The organism is Blastococcus mobilis, assembly GCF_900188025.1.
GTDB classification, from domain to species: Bacteria; Actinomycetota; Actinomycetes; order Mycobacteriales; family Geodermatophilaceae; genus Blastococcus_B; species Blastococcus_B mobilis.
In genome coordinates, this window is sequence record NZ_FZNO01000012.1 from 138,961 (window position 1) to 158,389 (window position 19,429).

The 19,429-nt window shown below is 70.8% G+C and carries 23 protein-coding genes; 15 read left to right on the forward strand and 8 right to left on the reverse strand.

The genetic code is table 11. The features are described 5' to 3' along the window. Position 1: 1 nt before the first annotated feature. Complete coding sequence (locus tag CHB94_RS12695; RefSeq protein ID WP_089336923.1) at positions 2–1,294, reverse strand: Fic family protein; 1,293 nt, start codon at positions 1,292–1,294, stop codon at positions 2–4. 187 nt (positions 1,295–1,481) lie between these two features. Between CHB94_RS12695 and CHB94_RS25180 the strand changes: the two genes are divergently transcribed. Both CHB94_RS25180 and CHB94_RS12705 read left to right on the forward strand, forming a co-directional pair. Further along, entirely contained in the window at positions 1,482–2,288 is an 807-nt protein-coding gene (locus CHB94_RS25180) for a hypothetical protein (protein WP_176445527.1), read from the forward strand. Continuing rightward, complete coding sequence (locus CHB94_RS12705; RefSeq protein WP_254920606.1) at positions 2,273–2,764, forward strand: plasmid pRiA4b ORF-3 family protein; 492 nt, start codon at positions 2,273–2,275, stop codon at positions 2,762–2,764. Before CHB94_RS25180 ends, CHB94_RS12705 begins: the two co-directional genes overlap by 16 nt. A 37-nt stretch (positions 2,765–2,801) precedes the next feature. Here the strand turns inward: CHB94_RS12705 and CHB94_RS12710 are convergent, their stop codons facing one another. Together CHB94_RS12710 and CHB94_RS12715 are read right to left on the reverse strand one after the other, a co-directional pair. Continuing rightward, a complete protein-coding gene (locus CHB94_RS12710) occupies positions 2,802–3,179 on the reverse strand; it encodes a type II toxin-antitoxin system VapC family toxin (protein ID WP_217899286.1) in 378 nt (125 codons plus the stop codon). Positions 3,180–3,181: 2 nt separating this feature from the next. After that, positions 3,182–3,403: an antitoxin gene (locus CHB94_RS12715; RefSeq protein ID WP_089336926.1), complete on the reverse strand. Its 222-nt coding sequence runs from the start codon at positions 3,401–3,403 to the stop codon at positions 3,182–3,184. 232 nt (positions 3,404–3,635) lie between these two features. On the opposite strand from CHB94_RS12715, the gene CHB94_RS12720 reads away from it, so the two are divergent. Then, positions 3,636–5,474, forward strand: coding sequence for a putative bifunctional diguanylate cyclase/phosphodiesterase (locus CHB94_RS12720; RefSeq protein WP_089336927.1), 1,839 nt, complete (start codon positions 3,636–3,638; stop codon positions 5,472–5,474). 70 nt (positions 5,475–5,544) lie between these two features. Then, positions 5,545–5,688, forward strand: a complete 144-nt coding sequence (locus tag CHB94_RS25185) for a hypothetical protein (RefSeq protein ID WP_176445540.1) — start codon at positions 5,545–5,547, stop codon at positions 5,686–5,688. 36 nt (positions 5,689–5,724) lie between these two features. On the opposite strand, the gene CHB94_RS12725 is transcribed toward CHB94_RS25185, so the two are convergent. Further along, positions 5,725–6,345, reverse strand: coding sequence for an antibiotic biosynthesis monooxygenase (locus CHB94_RS12725; protein ID WP_089336928.1), 621 nt, complete (start codon positions 6,343–6,345; stop codon positions 5,725–5,727). 451 nt (positions 6,346–6,796) lie between these two features. On the opposite strand from CHB94_RS12725, the gene CHB94_RS12735 reads away from it, so the two are divergent. The 4 genes from CHB94_RS12735 (at position 6,797) to CHB94_RS12750 (ending at position 8,818) form a co-directional block, all read left to right on the forward strand. Beyond that, positions 6,797–7,393: a hypothetical protein gene (locus CHB94_RS12735; protein WP_089336930.1), complete on the forward strand. Its 597-nt coding sequence runs from the start codon at positions 6,797–6,799 to the stop codon at positions 7,391–7,393. Further along, entirely contained in the window at positions 7,390–7,947 is a 558-nt protein-coding gene (locus CHB94_RS12740) for a GIY-YIG nuclease family protein (RefSeq protein ID WP_141137483.1), read from the forward strand. Before CHB94_RS12735 ends, CHB94_RS12740 begins: the two co-directional genes overlap by 4 nt. A gap of 251 nt (positions 7,948–8,198) precedes the next feature. Further along, positions 8,199–8,534, forward strand: coding sequence for a hypothetical protein (locus CHB94_RS12745; RefSeq protein ID WP_089336932.1), 336 nt, complete (start codon positions 8,199–8,201; stop codon positions 8,532–8,534). Continuing rightward, positions 8,486–8,818 (forward strand): hypothetical protein, encoded by a 333-nt coding sequence (locus CHB94_RS12750; protein WP_089336933.1) that lies wholly within the window; start codon positions 8,486–8,488, stop codon positions 8,816–8,818. The genes CHB94_RS12745 and CHB94_RS12750 overlap by 49 nt, the downstream gene beginning before the upstream one ends. A gap of 48 nt (positions 8,819–8,866) precedes the next feature. Here CHB94_RS12750 and CHB94_RS12755 read toward each other — a convergent pair whose 3' ends face one another. Beyond that, positions 8,867–10,642 (reverse strand): DUF2075 domain-containing protein, encoded by a 1,776-nt coding sequence (locus CHB94_RS12755; RefSeq protein WP_217899287.1) that lies wholly within the window; start codon positions 10,640–10,642, stop codon positions 8,867–8,869. 214 nt (positions 10,643–10,856) lie between these two features. Here CHB94_RS12755 and CHB94_RS26170 point away from each other — a divergent pair, with 214 nt between their 5' ends. From CHB94_RS26170 to CHB94_RS12780, 6 genes are all read left to right on the forward strand, one after another. Further along, a complete protein-coding gene (locus tag CHB94_RS26170; RefSeq protein ID WP_254920607.1) occupies positions 10,857–10,991 on the forward strand; it encodes a nucleoside triphosphate pyrophosphohydrolase family protein in 135 nt (44 codons plus the stop codon). Between the two features lie 66 nt (positions 10,992–11,057). Continuing rightward, entirely contained in the window at positions 11,058–11,201 is a 144-nt protein-coding gene (locus CHB94_RS25730) for a nucleoside triphosphate pyrophosphohydrolase family protein (protein WP_217899288.1), read from the forward strand. Positions 11,202–11,556: 355 nt separating this feature from the next. Beyond that, a complete protein-coding gene (locus CHB94_RS12765; RefSeq protein ID WP_089336961.1) occupies positions 11,557–12,171 on the forward strand; it encodes an HNH endonuclease in 615 nt (204 codons plus the stop codon). A 344-nt stretch (positions 12,172–12,515) separates the two neighbouring features. After that, entirely contained in the window at positions 12,516–13,640 is a 1,125-nt protein-coding gene (locus CHB94_RS12770) for a hypothetical protein (RefSeq protein WP_089336934.1), read from the forward strand. 65 nt (positions 13,641–13,705) lie between these two features. Further along, complete coding sequence (locus tag CHB94_RS12775) at positions 13,706–14,200, forward strand: helix-hairpin-helix domain-containing protein (protein ID WP_141137484.1); 495 nt, start codon at positions 13,706–13,708, stop codon at positions 14,198–14,200. 125 nt (positions 14,201–14,325) lie between these two features. Further along, the gene (locus CHB94_RS12780) at positions 14,326–15,111 is read left to right on the forward strand and encodes an enoyl-CoA hydratase/isomerase family protein (RefSeq protein WP_254920608.1); all 786 of its coding nucleotides are present in this window, start codon (positions 14,326–14,328) and stop codon (positions 15,109–15,111) included. Between the two features lie 516 nt (positions 15,112–15,627). Here CHB94_RS12780 and CHB94_RS12785 read toward each other — a convergent pair. Next, on the reverse strand, positions 15,628–16,989 hold the full coding sequence (locus CHB94_RS12785) for an ABC1 kinase family protein (RefSeq protein ID WP_089336936.1): 1,362 nt from the start codon (positions 16,987–16,989) through the stop codon (positions 15,628–15,630). Positions 16,990–17,017: 28 nt separating this feature from the next. After that, positions 17,018–17,245: an alpha/beta fold hydrolase gene (locus CHB94_RS12790; protein WP_089336937.1), complete on the reverse strand. Its 228-nt coding sequence runs from the start codon at positions 17,243–17,245 to the stop codon at positions 17,018–17,020. Positions 17,246–17,412: 167 nt separating this feature from the next. Between CHB94_RS12790 and CHB94_RS25190 the strand changes: the two genes are divergently transcribed. Then, the gene (locus tag CHB94_RS25190) at positions 17,413–17,580 is read left to right on the forward strand and encodes a hypothetical protein (protein ID WP_176445541.1); all 168 of its coding nucleotides are present in this window, start codon (positions 17,413–17,415) and stop codon (positions 17,578–17,580) included. A gap of 420 nt (positions 17,581–18,000) precedes the next feature. Here the strand turns inward: CHB94_RS25190 and CHB94_RS12795 are convergent, their stop codons facing one another. Further along, entirely contained in the window at positions 18,001–18,624 is a 624-nt protein-coding gene (locus CHB94_RS12795; protein WP_089336938.1) for a hypothetical protein, read from the reverse strand. Positions 18,625–19,429: the final 805 nt, after the last annotated feature.

The window sequence follows — 19,429 nt, forward strand, 5'->3', positions numbered from 1 at the left end:
CTCAGGTCTGCGGCGAGACCGGAACGGGACGGTTGGGCGGCGAGACCCGGGTGTCCCACCGCGTGCTGACGAGCTGCCGTTCGGTGTGGGTGACGAGGGAGAAGACGTCCGTGGCGGTGTAACCGGTCGTGCCGCGTTCGACCGAACGACGCGCGAGGATCCCGGCGTCGGCCAGCTCTTCCAGCGCTGCCCGCGCCGCCGGGAACGAGACGCCCAGGCGCCGCTGCGCCGTCCGGGACGTCAGAATCGGGACCTCGGGCAGGGTGCGGAGGATGCGGGAGGTCGCTGAGTCGGACCGTGGAGTCTCGCGCCGGCCCTGCGCGGTGCGGTGCTCGGCCAGCTTCGTCTCCCACTCGACCTGCAACCCGGCGATCTGGCCGGCGAACAGCTGAGCCTGTTGCGCGGCGACCGTTGTGGCGTGGAGGAAGACGTCGAGCCATGCGGCGACGGCTGCGGCGGCGTCGACGCTGTCCGGCGCGCCCACGTATCGGTAGGCGGTCAAACCCTCGACGTAGCGACCTCGCAGGGTCGAGAGCACGAGGCTCACCGGGAGGATCGCCGACGGCGTGAGGCCGCGGCGGGTCAGCACGGTATGGATGAGGGCGCGTCCCACCCGGCCGTTGCCGTCGGTGAAGGGATGGATCGTCTCGAACTGGGCGTGCACGATGCCGGCCTGCACGAGCGGGGCGTGAACGGAACCGTTCATGTAGTCGACCAGGTCGGCCATCAGGCCCGGAACCAGGTCGGGCGGTGGCGGGACGAACTCGGCTGACAGCGGGTGCCAGGCGGAGCCGCCGATCCAGTTCTGCACACGGCGCAACCCGTGGTGGGCCTCCTCGGGCAGCAGAGCGCGGTGGAGTGCCTCGATGTCGTCGACGGCGATGGCGTCTGCGGTGGCCAGCTCCTCACCGGCCCGGCGGAGGAGGGTGATGTTGTTGGCGACGAGGCGCGCCTGGTCGCTGAACCCCCGAACGTCCTCGTCCTGCGCGAGCTCCGCGAGAGCGACCTGTTGGGGGGAGGGCGCGATGCCCTCGATGAGGGAGCTGGCGATGGCCTCCGACCGCAGCAGGAAACGCGCCAGGCCCTCCAGGCCCTGCGCTCCCGGGCCGTTGGTCAGCTCCCGGACCGCTCGCTCCGCGACAGTGGCGGCGTGGTTGGCCTCGCGCGACATGCTCAAGGGCCGCGAGGTCACCAGGTCGGGCTCGTAGCGGCGGTACGGGCCGAAGAGCCGATCGGCGCGGGGGACCATGGTCAGGTCCGCGTGCTCCCACACCGCATCCAGCCATCGCGCCATGGGCACAACCTTTCACGGGGCGCCGTGCTGTTAAAGCATGACGCGCGATCCTTTGATGGGTCTGCGTCCCGTGAAAGGTTTGTGGCGTCGTTCTGAGTCAGGTCACTGCTGCTGCCGGCGCTGGCGCACCTCTCAAGGTTCGACGGCCCCGCGTGGCGGGGCTTCACGCCCTCGGCAGGATGACCTCATGCGCAACGACGCGGCGGACGTCCTCGATCGGCTGCGTGACTCGCGGGACCCGCGGTTGCTGCGGCTGATCGATGACGCGCTCCGGGCCGACACCGTGACGCCGCCCGATCCGGACGTGGTGGAGCCCTACCGCTGGTTCCTGGCGCGTGTGGGGGACGGCCTGAAGCTGACCGCCGCCGGCTACCTGCCCCCGGCGGTGGTCAGCGAGATCATGCGGAGGTTCGGCTGGGACGCCGACTGGGTCGGTGCCGGCAACCGGGAGGACCTCACCGTTCCGGTCTCCGCTCTGCGTACCTCGGCCCGGCGGCTCGGTCTGGTGCGGGTCCATCGCGGGGTCCTGCTGCAGAGCGTCGCCGGACGGCGGCTGGCCGAGGATCCGGACGGCCTCTGGCAGCACATCGCGGCGCGGCTTCCCCTGGGCAGCCGCGACGTCGAGCTGCAGGCCGGCGTCCTCTGGTTGCTCGCCATCGCGGCGAGGAGACCGGACCCGGAGCACGTGGTGGCGCTCGGCCTCCGGGCCCTCGGTTGGGTCGGCGGGACGGGGGATCGCCGGACGCGGCAGACGCCCGTGCGCTCGTCCGCGACACGGAGACGGTGTTCGACCGGCTCGGTCTCCTTGCCCGTCGCCGTCTGCCCGGGATCGTCGAATCGGCGGTCGCGCTGGCCCGTGCGGCGCTGCTCGGCGCCGCGGTCGAACCCCCGCCTTCCGCACCGAAGAGCGACGGTGTCGCCATCGAGCTCACCGTCACGCTCGCCGACGTCCACCCTCCGGTGTGGCGGCGGATCGCGGTGCCCGGGGCGTTGACGCTGCGGGAGCTGCACGCCGTGCTGCAGACGGCGATGGGCTGGCAGGACGCACACCTGCACCTGTTCCGCGTCGGGAACGTCCTCTACGGCGACATCGAGGACTTCCCCGGCGAGCTGCGCGACGACGAGACCACCACCGTCTCCGATGTGGCGCGCATCGCCGGCGAGTTCCGCTACGAGTACGACTTCGGCGACGGTTGGGAGCACGCCATCCAGGTCGGCCAGCGGCTGCTGGCGGTCGGGCTCGGCACCCCGCACTGTTTCGACGGGGCCCGCGCATGCCCACCGGAGGACTGCGGGGGCGCTCCGGGCTACGACCGGCTGCTCGTGGTGCTGGCCGACCCGGCTCACCCCGAGCACGCCGAGCTGGTCGACTGGGTCGGGGCTGAGTTCGATCCCGAGGCGTTCGACCGCGACGCGACCAACGGGCTGCTGGAGCTCTACGACCGGCACACGCGCCGGCGCCGCTCCTGAACGGGCGGACGACGGCGTGCGAATTCGTGTCAGCCGGTTACCGAGGAACGACGGTGATCGGACACCGCGATCCCGGTGCTCGACCGAGTCGGCCGTCGGCGGTCACGACGGCGCAGCCGAGGGCCTCCGCGAGTGTTACGTAGGAGGCGTCGTAGGCCGACATGTTGTCCCGCAGCTGCCAGATCCGCTCGAGCAGTGGGGACACGGGGTGGCGGACGATGCCGAGCCGGCGCCAGGTGTCCAGCGCAGCCCATGCCTGTTCGGCAGTAACTGACCGTGTGACGACCTGCCGACGCATCCCGTTGACGATCTCGGAATCGATGAGGTGGGGGACGTGGAGCTGCTCGCTGGACAGCAGCCCCCGGGCGGGGCCGGCGTTGAGCACTGCCGACAACGCAGCCGAGGCATCGACCACGATCACCGTGCGGCGCGCCCGGAGTGCAGATCCTCGACGATCGTGGCCGGATCCACGTCGAGGTCCGGCAGATCGTCCAGCAGCAATGGGTTGTCGGCTCGGCGGGAAATCTCGGCGAGTTCGCGTACCGCCAGGGCGCTGACGGACGTCGAACTCCGTGCGGCAAGTCGCTCCAGACGTTCGACGACGTCGTCCGGAACGTTGCGGAGGTAGAGCGTCCTCATGTTGCAGAATGCTAGCAGCGAGCATGCACAGTGCAAGCACTATTGTGCAGGGGGCACTGAAGCACCTCGGTGTCTGACTCGCGCCGGTCCGAGCAGAGCCGGTGCCTCCGGCATGTCCAATACCGGTCGGGAGGGGCGGAGATGTCGTCCCGGTCACAGATCGTTCCCCCCGTCGGGGTGAACCTCGCACGGTGGGCTGAGGAAGCGCACTGCAGACGACGAGAACAGGATCATGGCCATCGGCATGCTGGACGGCGGACTGAGCTCGCTCTCCGACGCGAGCGCTGCTCCTGTGACGGTGGGTGACCTCGCCTTCGACGTCGACGTGCTGCCGGGCACCAGCACCTGCGAGGACCTCGACCGCCTTTTCGGCCGCAGCTCCGGCCGCACCTGCGCGGTGATCCGGCATCCCGATCTGGACGGCGTGGTCGGCCTGGTCGAGCGCGGCCCGTTCGAGGCCCTGATGAGCGGGCCCTACGGCTACGGCCGGTCCCTCTACGGCCGCCGCCCCGTGGCCGAGATCGCCCAGTGGGACGCGCTGATCCTCCCGCCGGACACCAGCGTGGTCGACGCCTCGAGCCGGGCGATCACCCGGTCGGCCGCGCACGTGCAGGACCACGTCCTAGTGCAGGACGCGGACGGCGTGCGTGCGGTGCCGATGCCGGTGCTGCTGTCGGCGGTGGCGCGCGACCTGGCCGACCAGGCGCTCCGCGACCCGCTGACCGGCCTGGCCAACCGGGAGGCGTTCTTCGGGCGGGTGGAGGAGTCCTGCCGCCGCAGCGCCACGCAGCTCGGCCACCAGACCGCCGTCCTCTACCTCGACCTGGACGGCTTCAAGGGCGTCAACGACACCCTCGGGCACGACCGCGGCGACGCCCTGCTGTGCGAGATCGCCACCGCGTTGACCGACGTGGCCCGACCGGTCGACCTCGTCGCCCGGCTCGGCGGCGACGAGTTCGCCGTCTGCGTCGACATTGACACCGACGGTCCGGAGGGCGACTCCGCGTCGGCGGAAACCATCGCCCGCCGCATGCACCAGGCCGTCACGTCGCTGACCCGGGACGACGGCGTCGCCCAGCGGATCGCGGTGAGCGTCGGGGTCGCGGTGACGGCGACGGGCGGCCAGACCGACCCGCAGGCGCTGGTGCGCGCCGCCGACCTCGCCATGTACACGGGGAAGCGCAGCGGTGGGAACGGCGTCACCGGGCCGGTCGTGGTCTCCACCTCCGCCGACGCCGACCCGCTGCTGGACACCACCGTCAGCGAGGCCACCGACCGCGGCGAGTTCCTGCTGCTGTACCAGCCGATCGTCCACCTGGCCGACGGCCGGCTGGCGAGCCTGGAGGCCCTGGTCCGCTGGCAGCATCCCCGGCTGGGCTTCCTGATGCCGGACGCCTTCCTGCCGGCCGTGGCCCGCGCCGGGCAGCTGATCGCCCTCGACGACTGGGTGCTGCGGACCGCCACCCGCGAGTTCGCCGACTGGCGGCAGGCGGAGGCCGATGACGGTCGGGACGGGCTGGTGTCGCTCAACGTGAACGTGAGCACCGACCGGCTGCTCGCGCCCGGGCTGTGCGACGTGCTGCTGTCGGCCACGGCCGACAGCGGCCTGCAGCCGGCGCTGGTGCGCGTCGAGGTGCCCGAGCAGCTGGTCGTGGACCAGCTGTCTGCCGCGGCCGGGCCGCTGACCCAGCTGAGCGCCGCCGGCTTCAAGGTGACCCTCGACGACGTCGGAGCCGGCGGGACGGCGCTGCGACACCTGCGCGACGTGCGCACCGACGGGCTGAAGATCGACCGCTCGTACGTGCAGGGCATCCTGACCGCCGACCGCGACCGGGCCCTGGTGCAGCTGCTCGTCGACTTCGCGGCGAGCACCGGCACCGCGGTAACGGCCGAGGGCGTGGAGACGCTGGAGCAGCGCGACGCGCTGCTGGAGATGGGCTGCCGGTACGCGCAGGGCTGGCTGTTCTCGAAGGCGGCGCCGCTCGCCGAGGCCCGGGCACCGAAGCGCCGGGTCCCCGCGCAGCGGATACCGGCCGGCGGGCGCCTCGTCCGGATCGACGCGCCGGACTAGGCCGTCCCCGGCATCAACCAGTGTCGAAGTCGGCGTCTGGGTGACGACCGGACCATCGTGAGCAAGCGCCGTGGCGGCGATCCAGGAGTCGTTCGCGTTGACCCGCTGGCCGGCGCGGAGCTCGCCGTGGGTCACGATCGAGACGGCGACCTCGTCGGCGAGCGCCAAGCCGATGCTCACCGGCTCCGTCATCCGCCGGACGGTGCCCCGCTGAGCGAGCCGGCGCGCGCTCCGCGCCGGCCGCCGTCCCTCAGACCATCTCTGGGACGCGCAGGTGGTGGATCACCAGCTCGAACTCGGCCATGTCCGTGATCTCCAGGCCCATCTGCTGGGTGAACTGCTCGCGCATCCCCCGCACCGCCTCGGCGGAACGGTCCAGAGACCCACGGTCGTCGTAGGTGGCGGTCAGAACACTCATGCCGGTCTGCCGGTCTCCCATCACGCTGACGCTGCAGAAGCCCTCGATCTCATCCAGACGCGGCACGAGGCCCGTACGGAAGGTCTCGGCCATGTCGTCCATGCGGGCGGGATCGCCGCGGGTCCAGGTGACGCGGCAGCAGGCGCCCTCGGGCGCTCGGTGCGCGCGGTGCAGGACGGCGATCTCCCATTCTTGGACGTCGAACTGGCCACCCATCACATCGACGGCCCGCTCGCGCATGGCGCGGACCGCTTCTCTGCTGGCGCTCATCGACTCCTCGGAGTCCCAGCTGGTCGTGACGATGCACCGGCCGGAGTCGCGGTCGCCGAGCATGGACAGGCCCATACAGCCGGGCATGCTCTGCACCGCGGGCATGACCTCGTCGCGTACGTAGGCGATGCCCTCGTCGATGCGCTGCGGGTCGGCGTGGACGGTGGTGGAACGGGCGTACATGCCGCCCTCCTCTCGGGATGGTGGGCGACGCCCCGGCGGCGTCGCCGCGGGAGAGATGCTGCTCGCCTCTGCGGCTGACCAACAGACCGCTGCGCGTGCTGGGCACGATCTGCCGCACGGCGCACACGCACCGCCTCGGTCAGTGCTGCTGCCGCCTGGCCGGGGCGACTCCGTGGCCAGGCGTCCAGGGCGGCGGAACCGTCGTAGTGCTGTGGTCGACGAGCGTGCCGATGTCCGTTGTCGTGATCATGGACCGTGCTAGCGGCAAACCTTGTCAGCGGCTCGGGCAGAGGCGCGCCGCGGGCCCAGGCGTGCTGACTCCCACCGTCCCGTGTGAATCTTCGGGCGTGTTCATCGAGAGGAGTTGCATGGGGGAGAAGCTTCTACCGGGCGGGCAGGGCGTGTTGCTGAGCAGCCACTGCGACGTCGTCGGCTTCGAGGTGTCAAGCGCGTGAGCGCGGACGACGGCCGACTGCAGCCACCGCCGGCCCGGCTCCTGAGCGGTGAAGAACCGATCGCCGGGTCGACGGGCACGGTGCGGGACTTCTGGGCCTGGGCGCTGTCGGACCTGCGGGGGAACACGGTCCGGCCGATGCTGGCCGAGTTCCTCGTCGCTCAGGCGCTGGGCGCCACGTCTCGGCCGCGAATCGAGTGGGATGCCTACGACATCGTGACGCCGGACGGGATTCGGGTCGAGGTGAAGTCCAGCGCGTATCTGCAGGCTTGGGCGCAGGCTCGGCCATCGTCCATCCGCTTCGGCGGGCTCAACGGCCGGACCTGGGACTCAACGGTCGGCTACGCGCCTTCGGCCACCTACAACGCTGATGTCTACGTCTTCGCCCTCATGACCGCACGGGATCACGCCTCATACGACCCGCTGGACCTGGCGCAATGGCGGTACTGGGTTCTTCCCCGCCGGATCGTGGAGGCGACCGGGCAGCGCAGCATGGCACTCTCCCGAGTCGAGCACCTCGCCGGCGCTCCGGTCTCGCACGACGGGCTGGCCGAGGCCGTGTGCGCAGCCGCGGAACGGGGTGGAGCCTCGTGAGCGTGGTCGATCTGCGCGGCGGCGTCGTAACCCTCGAACGGGCACGGGACGCTGTGCCGACCGAGCCGGGTGTCTATGCGTGGTGGTCGCTGCCGGGCGCCCTGCCGGGCATCACCGGGCCGTGTCACCCGGACGGCGAGCACGAGTTGATTTACGTCGGCATCGCGCGCAGCGGGCCGTCGTCGGTTGCGACCTTGCGCAGCAGGGTGCTGGGCAACCATGTCCGGGGGACGACGGGGCAGTCGACGCTGCGTCGATCACTCGCCGCGCTTCTCTTCGAGCAGCGGAACTGGCGCAGCCGTTTCACCGACCGCCCGCTGCTCGTCCCGGACGATGAGCTGCGGCTCGACGATTGGATGCAGCAGCACCTGGCACTGACCTGGGCGGTGCACGAGGAGCCGTGGACCATGGAGGCGCAGGTGATCGCGGAGCTCACCCCGCCGCTCAACCAGTCGGCCAACTCGTCGCACCCGCTGTACCGCGTCGTCCGAGAAGCCCGGCGGCGGTGGCGGCAGGCGGCCCAGGAAGTCAGTGAGCGCACGTCCGACGAGTGAGCGACCGCTCCGCCGCTCGCAGACCTGACCGTGTCGTGCGGTCGTTCGGGGCAGGCCGACCGGTGGAATGCGGGCATGAATCAGGACGCAATCTTCCTCGCGGTCGGCAACCAACTGACGGCGCTGCACAAAACGGACTACGACAGCGAGGACGTCCTCCAGCGGGTGCTCGCGCAGTTCCCTGAGCTGGTCGCCGGTATCGGACGGCGGGGGAGAGCGGCAAATTGCTTCTCGTCCGGCGGGAAATGCCTGTGGCAGCCGCAGACAGCGTCGAGCTCTCGCTCGACCACCTGTTCCTCGATCAGTCCGGCGTGCCCGTGCTCGTCGAGGTCAAGCGTGCGTCGGACACCCGGGCGCGACGGAAGGTCGTCGCTCAGATGCTCGACTATGCGGCCAACGGTGTCGCGATGTGGCAGAACGATCTGCGCGACGCCGTGGCGCAGGCGGCGGGGGTGATGGACCCGGGCGCCTTCCTCCAGGAGCAGCTGGGGATCGAGGATGTCGAGGGCTTCTGGGCCGCCGTTGAGGACAACCTGCGGTGGGCAAGATCCGGCTCATCTTCCTGGCCGACCGGCTCGTGCCCGTGACCGGCTGGTACCTCGTCGACGGCGCGGACACCCCCGTCGGGAACATCAACGTGGGCGACACGACGGTTGCCGGCTTCCTGTACTACGTACTCCCCGAGTACTCGACGAGGCATCCCGAGCGCGTTGACGCCTACGCCGACGCCGTCGCGCAGATCCCTGGCCTGGCCGCCAAGGTGCAGCAGGTCCGGTCGCGTGGCTGGAGCGGGTGGTCATCGATGCCGCTTTCCCGCGCCGCGGAAATGCAGGAAGTGGTGTTGACCCCGATTGCAGTTGCTACGCGCTGATCGGCGGAAGCCATGGTCCGCGGCGTGGTGTGAACGGCCGGGCAGGGCTCAGCGCAGCAGACGCTCGAGGAAGCGCTGGGTCTCCGGGTCGGTCGAGTGCACGAGGACCCCTCGCAGGCCCCGGGTGAGCAGCACCTTGTAGACGTTGCGGACCAGCAGGTCGAAGTCCGCGTCGCTGACCTTCTTGGTGTTGCGGAAGTCGGGGTCGCGGTTGGCGCTGCGAACGGCGACCCACCGGTCATCCCGCCAGACGAGGTCGGGTCCCAGCAGGACGCCGTTCCACTCGTACTCGAAGCCCTGCGCGGTGTAGACGCAGCCGACCTGACCGAAGCCGCGGTCATCGCTGGCCCACAGCGCAGCGGGAGGAGCGCCGCCGACCGAGCGGTCACCCTTGAGGTTCCACGGACGCGACCAGTCCCCGATCTGCACATCCGGGACCAGCGACCCGTCAGGTCGCGGGTCGCTCCAGGTCCAGCAGTAGCCGGCCGCCATGCGGGCGTTCTGTCTCTGCGCGAGCTTCTCGGTCAGGACGGCTTCCATCGCCGACGGCGAGGACGCGGTACGCACCTCAAAGCGTTCGTCGCCGGTCCACGGCAGCGGCCCGCCCGGCGTCAGGCCGAGAAGACGTTCGACCCATGAGACGTACGCTGCGCTCCCTCCACTGCGGTACTGCGTGGACAGGTCGATCTGGAAGACGTCGAGTCCGCGTTCGCGGGCGTGCTTCTCGATGTCTTCGACGGTCCCCATCTCGCCGGGGCGTACGACCTGGTTCTGATCGAGCAGGAACACCGGAACCCTGGCCGCGTCGATGAGCTCGTCGACCTGCCGGCGCGGGTCTCCTCGGAGAGCGCCGGGGGTGTAGCGGTCGACCGATGTCTCGCGGATGCGGTGCGCTTCGTCTGCGATGAGCACATCGAGGCCGTTGCGCTCAGCCGCCATGAACTGGTTGAAGTACCGGAACAGTGCCCTGGTACGGGGCGCGCGGTGACTGGCGACCTTGCGCAGCGTCTGGGTGAACGAACGCGACCCTGTGGCGTGCACGGCACGTATCCCACGTCGTCCCAGCTCCCCGAGCAGCGACAGCGCGATGACGCTCTTCCCGCTGCCGGGCCCGCCAGACACGATGACGACGCTCTTGTGGTCACCGCGCCGGGCCTTCTCGACCTCGTGCAGCACCAGGTCGAAGGCGACTCGTTGCTCGTCGAGCAGCACGAATTGCTCACGGGTACGCAGCTCTTCGGCCGCCACGGCGAGCAGCTGCTTGCTGGGAGCGACGGAGGACCGCAGCAGCCGGTCGGCGTGCACCGACGCGTTCGCAGGGGAGAGACGACTGCGGAGGAAGCCGTGGAAGTCACCCCGGTCCTGGGCGGTGAAAAGGCGGCCTAGCTCGTCCTGCGGGTAGCCGCGCAGGGCGGCGACGCCGTCGTCCGTCGCGTTGTGCAGGTAGGCGGCCCCAGCGAGGACATCGCTCGTGCCGTGCAGGACTCCGACGAAGTCCAGCAGGTACTCGCCGTACGCCCGGACCTGGGCGACGGGGTGCAGCACCGGCCGGGGGCCGTAGGTCGGCTGCACCACGAGCTCGGGCTCGTTCTCGAAAAGGGACGCCCGTGTCCACTGCTTCAGCTCGACGACGACGTAGGACGGCCCGCCGCCCCGAGGGTGCTCTCCGGCGAGGACGACGTCGATCCGCTTGCTCGACAGCGGCAGCTGGTACTCGGCCAGAACCTCGATGCCCCCGAGTCCGGCCTGTTCGAGGTCCGCGGCCAGCGCGGCGAGGCTGGCATCCCAGGAGCGGATCTCGGCCGCGGAGGCGGAGCGGCTCATTCGGTGCGCCATCTGGGTGGCCAGTGTGGCGCCGATGCGGCCGGCGCGCGCGAGGTCGGCCAGACCCCTGGCGGATGTACGAAGGAGTGGCAAGGACCTGTCCCCGGGCAGCACGAATCAACGTGCGGGTGGGGGCATGTCCAGGGTTCGGAAGCCAGTCGGACCGCACCGCCAGCCTAGACAGGATCGACGACGGGTCGCCGATACTCGCCGAGTGAGCGATCTTTCCGAGCTGACCGCCCGCATGCGGGTCTTCACCGAGGCCCGCGACTGGGGTCAGTTCCACGACCTGAAGTCGTTGACGCTGGCGCTCGTCGGCGAGGTCGGTGAGGTGACTGAGCTGGTCTAGTGGCTGCCGACGGAGGAGGCACGCGACCTGCCGGCCGGACAGCTGCGGGAGCGGCTCGGGGAGGAGTTGGCCGACGTCCTGCTCTACCTCGTCCGACTGGCGGACGTGGCCGGGGTGGACCTCGGTGTGGCAGCGGCGGAGAAGCTGGCCGGCAACGAGTCCCGTTTCCCGGCCGACGGTTTCCGGGGTGTCGCGCCCGAGCGGCGCTGACCCTTCCTGCAGCATGACGCGTGCCGCCGTCCGGCGGACGCGAACCGCGGCCCAACAGGCTTCCGCCCAGGACATGCCTTCACCCCGGTGATCACGGGTGAGGTCATGACTGTTGACAGGCTGGGTCGATTCTTTGTCGGCGGACGATCTCTCGAACTGGGAGACCTGCAAGCGCTCGGGCCTGTGGGGAACGCCGTCGAACGCCGGTGGAGCTCGGGTCGGGGACGACCTCTTCCTGTGGAAGCCACTGCCTGACTCGGGATGGCTGGTTCACTGCCGGCTGACCAGCGTTCCCCGCAGGATTCGGACGGGTGAGCCGGTGCCCTGGGATGACAACCGTACGTACAAGTACGTGATGGGTATCGAGGTCGTCAGCGAGCCTCCGAACCACATCCCCATGCGAGGCGCCGTGGGGTCGGAGTTGGCTGGATTGGCGCACCACGTCCAACTGTCGCAATTCGCCAGGATGTCCGAGCAAGGCGTACGCGCGGTCAGCGCCCTGTTCCCCCAGCAGAGCCGCGTCGAGCGGGCGCTGGAGGAGTTCCTGGCTGCGGCGGGGATCGACCTACCGGACGAGGATCATCGCGACTACGCCAAGCGGCTCATCGCCGTCCGGCGGGGCCAGGGGCCGTTTCGGCAGGGGCTCTTGCAGGCCTTCGATCGCACCTGCTGCATCTCTGGTTCGCAGGTCGAGGCGACACTCGAAGCCGCGCACATTCGGCCGTTTCGAGAGACGGGCTCGCACGCACCCGGCAACGGGTTGCTCCTCCGAGCGGACCTTCACACCTTGTTCGACCTGCGGCTGGTAACCGTGATGCCGTTCGGGACGATCCGGGTGGCTCCGGACCTGCAGGGGAGCGAGTACGAGGACTTCGACGAGCGGCAGATCCGCAGGCCATCGGACCAGGCACACGTGCCGCACCGAGACGCGCTGGCTGAGCACAACTCCCTCTGCGGTTGGCTGACCTGAGCCTTTTCCTCCTAGCCCCGAGCGCCTGTAAGGACCTGCGCCGCCCCGTCGGCTGCTGGCGGCGAGTCGCCCCGCGGCTCGACGCGGCCGGCGGGCCGGACCGGGACTTCGCGACGTGGCATGAGTCGATCGCGATCGAGCCGCTCGAACGGGTGACGCGTGCACCTCCGTGGAGTCTGAGCGTCGGAGTCGTGTCACTGGCCTCCGCTATCCCTGAGGGAGGCAGGGTGGGTCGGAACGCGTCCGGCAGGCTGCCGACGACGGCGAACGAAAGGCACGTAGGTGATGCAGCGACTCGACGGGCGGCTGGTGCTCAGCCCGACCGACCTGACCTCCCACCAGGAGTGCTGGCACCTGACCCGGCTCGACCTCGGCGTGGCGGCGGGGAGTGGGCGGCGCCGGACGTCGAGACGACGGACGAACTTCAGTTCGTCTTCGACCGTGGCCTGGAGCACGAGAAGAAGTACCTGGCCTCGCTGGTGGCCTCCGGTAAGTCGGTCGCCGAGATCGAGACGGCGTTCGATGCCGAGGGCCGCCGGCGCGCGGAGGAGACGGTCGAGGCGATGCGGCGAGGCGTCGATGTTGTCTACCAGGGGACGTTCTTCGACGGCGCCTGGGGTGGGCAGGCCGACTTCCTGCTGCGGGTCGAGACGCCGGCGCCAGTCTTCGGAGACTGGTCGTACGAGATCGCCGATACCAAGCTCGCCCGGAAGCTGAAGGTCGCCGCGTTGCTGCAGATGGCGACGTACGCCGAGCGGCTCTCCGACCTGCAGGGGGTGGCGCCGGAGTTCATCCACGTCGCCACCGGGGACGGCGAGTCGCGTCCGTGGCGGCTGATCGACGTCGCCGCGTACGCCCGCCGTGCGCGGGGCCGGCTGGAGACCTTCGTGGCCGCGCCGCCGGCGACCGGACCCTCGCCGATCGGCTACTGCGAGCACTGCCGCTGGGCTGAGCGGTGCAACACCGAGCTGCGGCAGGCGGACGACCAGCACCTGGACGACCTCGTCGCCGAGCAGGCGCGGCTGGCTGCTGAGGCTCGCCGGAGCCGATCCGGTGAGCGGTCGAGTTCGGCCGGCTTGTCCAGTACGTCGGGAAACAGTGGATCGGGGAGCGCCACCGGTGGGACTGGCGGCGCGACGTCCGGATCTTCCGGTGGCATGGACACGCACACGGGTGCCGTACTCATGGCTCGAGCGGCACGTCGATCGCCGACAAGGGCCGCCGATACACGAAGATCCACTGCGTCACGAAGCAGCCCATCGGGTGACCTGCTGGACATCACGTCGGCTGAGGCCCACCGGTACATCGAGGAGAACGCGTGGCGCAGTCCGCCAATCATCAGCCAGCCGGCGTCGCGAAGAGGTCGCTGCGCGACAGCCTCTCCGGCGGGGGCTGGTACTTCGCCCTCACCATATTCACGGGCGGCTTCCTGGCCGCGGTTTCGTTCTGGCACGCGGCCCGTCGGTTGAACCGGCCGGCCGTCACGAGGCTGGCCTTCATCTACACCGGACTTGGCGTGTTCCTCGTAGTTCTGATGGCGCTGACTCCCCCGTCGCATCCGGACGGATCCTCCGGAAATCAGACGATCAGCACCATCGGCGGCATGACGGTCGTAGCTGTCGTCGTCGTCGGATGCTTGCAGTTGAAGAGCTTGCGCCGCGATGTCTACGGGAGCTCCATCGCGAAATCGACCCTCGTCCAGCCAGCAGTCGCGCAGGCGCTGGCTGCGCGGAAGAGACGGGTCGAGGCACGACAGCTGCGTGTCAGCGACCCCGTGTTGGCGCGCCACCTGGGCATCGGCCGCCCGGATTTGCGGCGTGACTACGACGACGGGGGCCTTGTCGACCTGAACACGGCGCCCGCCTCGGTCATCGCTCAGGTGAGCGACATCGAGCTCTCGTACGCCGAGGCGGTGGTGAGCGCGCGGGATGCCCGAGGTGGCTCCTACTTCGACCTGGCAGAGGTCTTCGTCGACCTGAATCTGCCGCCACACGTTCAGGAGCAGCTGCGCGAGCACGCGATCGTCTGACGTGCCCGTACGAGGGCTGCCCAAGTGGTCCCAGTCATCGCTCGACCGGCCGAGCGTGGTCCGATGCGAGGTGAGGACTCAGTGGCTCGCAGTGAGGCGACCGCTCGGTGATGAGAGGCGGGCTCGTGGCCGGATCCGGTGAAGTGCTGCTCGGGGTGGACGGCGGCGTCGCGGTCGTGACGCTGAACGCCCCGGACCGGCGCAACGCGCTGACGCCGGCGATGGTCGACGAGCTGATCGCGACGTTCGACGAGGTGGACGCCAAGCCGCAGGTCGGCGCGCTGGTCGTGCGGGCGGAGGGCAAGTCGTTCTGCGCGGGCGGGGACATCGCGACGCTGACCTCGGCCGGCAAGGACCCGGCGGCGCCCGAGGCCTACGAGGGCATGGGCAAGATCTACGACTCCTTCTACCGGCTGGGGCAGGTCAAGGTCCCCACCGTGGCGGCGGTGCGCGGCTCAGCGGTGGGCGCCGGCATGAACATGCTGCTGGCGACGGACCTGCGGATCGTGGCGAAGGACGCGCGGCTGTTTGCCGGCTTCCTCAAGCGCGGCATGCACCCCGGCGGCGGGCACTTCGTGATCCCTGTCGCGCCTGATCGGCCGCGAGGCCGCGGCGGCGATGGCGTTCTTCGGCGAGGAGATCAACGGAGACAGGGCCGTGGAGCTCGGCCTGGCGTGGGAGTCGGTGGACAGCGCCGCGGTGGAGGGCCGGGCGCTGGAGCTGGCTGCTCGGGTTGCGGCGGACCCGGAGCTGGCGCGGGTGGCGGTCGGCAACTTCCGCAAGGAAGTCGTCAACGGCGCCGTCGGCTGGGACGTCGCCATGCAGTACGAGCGCCCCGCCCAGATGTGGTCGATGCGCCGCTCGGCTCAGGACTGACGGAGGCACGCCGGTCGCCCGGTTGCGGGGGCTGAAGAGCCGCCTGCCCTACCGTTGTACCTGCGTCCTTCCCCCGTCTTCGGCGCGCTGTCGGCAGTCCCCCGGTCGTTCATCGGCCGGTGACACCCATGCCCGGGCAATGCCCCCTGCGGAGCGGCGAGGACCTCTCGACCGTCGTCCACACAAAGGGAGCCCGCAGCGTTGTTCGGCATGCCATCCGGCGGGGCGCCTCGGGCCATGTCCACCGGCAACCTGCTGGCCGACTGCGAACGGTGGTGCCGGGACCACCTCCCTCCCCGCGCGGTGGTGCCGCGCCAGGACCGCCGAGAGAGGACGACGCTGCGGGTTGTGGCTGGTTCGGGTTCGGTGACCGATCAGGCGCCGTCCCGTCGGGCGAACTTCCGGCCGGGACCCGGCTGGCCCGGCTTCCCGGCCACGCACACTGCGGCGACGGGCACCTGAGGGAGCGACGGGAACCCGCCACCGGTCAGGCGGTGCCTTCGGCGTCGTAGTCGTCTGTGCGTGACACGTCCTGACCGGTGACGTCCAGGTCACCCGGAGCGTCGCGGGATCGGGCCGAGGGCGTCTTGGGGAGCGACGTAGCCGGGCAGCCACCGCCGGACCTCGGCGTCGACGGCGACGGTGGCGCCGAGCGAGCAGAGGACCCCGACCATCCCGACCGCCACGCGTTGCACCAGCAGGTGCCGCGGCGGGATGGTCAGCCGGCGCTGCGTGCGGGCGGCGGGGCTGAGCGGGTCGGAGGCCCGTCGGGTCTGTTCCTGCATCCAAGAGCGCGTGAACCGGTACGCCGGGCTGCGCAGGGGCTCGAGATAGCGGTCGAGCAGCGCGAGGAGGGCCTCCGGGGTCACCTTGTCCGGCTGCAGCAGGTGGGCGGAGGCGGCGATGCGGTGCAGCGTCGCGGCGTCGCCGTCCCGCCCGGCGACGAGCAACGGCCCGAGCCGGGCCGGCCAGCCGTCCGGCAGGGCCTGGGTTGACCCGAAGTCGAGGACGGCGAGCCGGCCGTCGGGCAGCAGCCGGAAGTTGCCGGGGTGCGGGTCGCCGTGCAGCCGGCCGGCGCGCACCGGCCCGGAGGCGAACAGGCGCACCAGCAGCTGACCGGCGCGGTCGCGGTCGTCCTGGTCGCCGTCGGCGATGACGCGCGAGAGGGGAGTGCCGTCGACCCATCGGGTGATCAGCACCCGGCCCTCGGCCGCCAACACATCGGGAACGGCGATGTCCGGGTCGTCGCGGTAGGCGTCGGCGAACGCCGTCTGGGCCTCGGCCTCGCGGACGTAGTCGACCTCCTCGGCGAGCCGTTCGCGCAGCTCGGTGAACAGTTCCCGGGCGTCGAGGCCGGGCGCGGCCGCCTTCATGACCGGCGCCAGGCCCTGGAGCATCCCGATGTCGGCGACGAGAGCCTCGCCGGCGCCCGGGTACTGGATCTTCACGGCCACCGGCGTGCCGTCGGACCAGATGGCGCGGTGCACCTGCCCCACGCTGGCCGCCGCGGCGGCCTGGTCGTCGAACGAGCGGAACGGCCGCCGCCAGTCCGGTCCGAGCGATTCGTCGAGCTGCGCGTGCACTAGGTCGGCCGGCATGGCCGGCGCCGACTCCTGCAGACGGATCAGCGTCTCGCGGTACGGGCCGACCAGCTGCTTGGGGAGCGCGGCCTCCATCGCCGACAGCGCCTGACCGACCTTCATGGCGCCGCCCTTGAGCTGGCCGAGCGTGGCGAACAACTGCTCCGCGGTGCGCTGCTGCACCTGCGCCGCAACGACTTCCGCGGGGCGCCCGCCGATGCGCTTCCCGATCCCGACGGCGGTGCGGCCGGCGTACGCGGCCGGCAGCGCGGCGAGCCGGACGGTTCGGGCGAGGCGGCTCCGCGTCGGCCGGCCGTTCTCGGGCGACGTCATCGCCCGACGGTAGCGCCGGGCGGCGCGGTCACGGCAGGCCGCGGGCGAGCCGCTCGATCAGCTCGGACCAGGCGGACGGCGCCGTCCAGACAAAGCTGTGCGCGCCGGGCACGGAGCGGAACCGGCCGTCGGGAGCGAGCTCGCTGAGCTGTCGCGCCCACTGTTCGGTGCAGAGGCGGTCCTGGTCGCCGTGGACCACGAGCACGGGGACCGATACCTGGGGGACGACGTCCTCGAGCGCGTCGGCCAGGTGCACCGTGAGCGCGTGCCGGACCCATCTCAGGCCCGCGCGCTACCGCTCTGGGGTGTGCTGCTCGTCGAGGCTCTTGGGCTCCAGCTCGTATTTGCGGCGCCAGGCCAACACGACTCGCCGCATGCTGCGGAAGCTCGGGTCCATGGTCGGGCTGGCGAGGAGAGGCGCTGGTGCGTTTCCGGGCGGCGACCCGGGCGGCCACCTGGGTGCCCCCTGGAGTGGCCGACGAGGAGAACACGGTCGAGCCCGCTCGTGTCCAGCCACTACGCGAGGGCGTCGGCGAACTGGGGGACGTCGAGCGGGTGTGGCGGCTCTCCGCTGCCGGAGAAGCCGGATAGCTCGACGAGGTGCGCGCCAGTCCAGGCGCCGAGTTCGCGCACAGCCGGCTCGAGGTAGTTGGCGACGGCCAGGCCGGGGACAAGGCGCTCGCCGCCGGGGGCTGACGTTCGGGGTGCTCAGCGTCGTCGCGCCGCCCGGCGGTCGCGAACGCGTACGGGGTGCGGGTGACGCCGGCGGGACCGCGGCGGCTGTTCGGCAGCGGGGCGGCGGTGATCTCTGCCCTGGCGCTGACCGCGCGCGCAGGCGAGGAGGTCGACCGGGGACTGGCCGCGGTGGCGGCGATGAACCTGCTCGACTCGGCGACCGCGCTGCTGGCCGCGCGCGGGGCGGGGCGGAGGACGACGATGCGGGCTCTCGCGAGCTCACTGGCTTACGGAGGGGCGGCGCTGGCGGTCCGGTCGTTGAAGGGCTGTCGCTCGTCAGACGGTCTCGGGGACCCGCAGATGGGCGAGGGCGAGGTCCATCTCGGCGACGTCGACGATCTTGGCGCCCATGGCCTGCGAGAACTGCTCGCGCAGGGACCGGGCGTGCTTGCGCATCAGCGCCGCGGCCTCGCGGCTCTCGAAGCTGGTGACGCTGACGGTCCGGGCGTTGCGCCGGTCGACGAGCATGCTGACGCTGCAGAAGCCGGGCAGCTCCTGCAGCTTGGGCATCAGGTTGCTCCGGTAGGCGTCGAGCAGGTCGTCGATGTGGGTGGGGGAGATGCGCGCCCAGGTCACCTGCGCGCCAGCCCCGTCCCCGGCCGGGTGGTCGCGGTGGAGGACCGCGATCTCCCACTCGAGGACGTCGGCGTGCTCGCCACCGAGGGTGTGCAGCAGGCGGTGCCGGACGGTGCGCGCCTCCTCGGAGGACGCGCGCATGGCCTGCTCGTCGGTCCAGGCGGTGGCGACGATGCAGCGGCCGCTCTCGCGGTCGGTGAGCATGGAGAGACCGACGCAGCCTTCGGACTCCCCGATGGACGGCAGCACCTCGTCGCGGACGTAGGCGATGCCGGCGTCGAGGTTGTTTGCGTTGCCGCGGATGCTCGTTGACCGTGCGTGCATACCGCACCTCCGGTTCGGGCGTCGCCCTGCCGGCATCGCCTCGCGGCTCAGCCTCTCGACCATCGACTCGCGAGGCAACTGGGCTCGTGGCCGGATCCGGTGAGGTACTGCCCGAGGTGGACGGCGGCGTCGCGATCGTGACGCTGAACGTCCCGGACCGGCGCCTTCAGACACCCATCACCGCGCCCGGAGGTCCTCCTCCGCGTCCGGCGTCAACAACGTCCGTGGGCACTACATCTGGTGCGTGCGGCTTCTGATCTCCAATCGCGTCTGCTCATCCTTGAGCGGGACCTCTTGGCTTCTGGAGCGACGAATTGCGACTACATCGAGAAGAGCACGGTGCGGCTCCTCGGTCAGTACTTCGGCTGGGTCGAAATCCTGCGGGGCGCGAGGCCCATTCCTCGCCCTTCTCACAGCTGATGACCGCGCCAAGGCGCAGCGGCTGCTCGGGCGCATCGCTCGCGCCTACTCCTCCGACAGCTTGGGCGGCGGCGCCGAGCTACAGATCCAGAGGTCGGAGCAGACGGCGCTCGGTGAAGTGATGGTCATCCGGGGAAGGGACGCCGCGGGAGGACCGCGGTCGGACTGTCTCGGCTATGCAGCTTCCTCAGACGCAGTGAGGTTTTCTCACCAGGTTCAGCGGGCTGAATTGCATCGCCGCTGGTCGGAGCGCGGGTTCCAGATGTAGGCGCGGGCTCTCGGGGTCAAGATCGTCTCGCCAAAGCCGATCTCCTCTTCCCCGGGAGCCCGCTATGTCTCATCGTGCCAGCCTGGACGTGTCCGCACCGGTCCTGAAGGCGGTGAC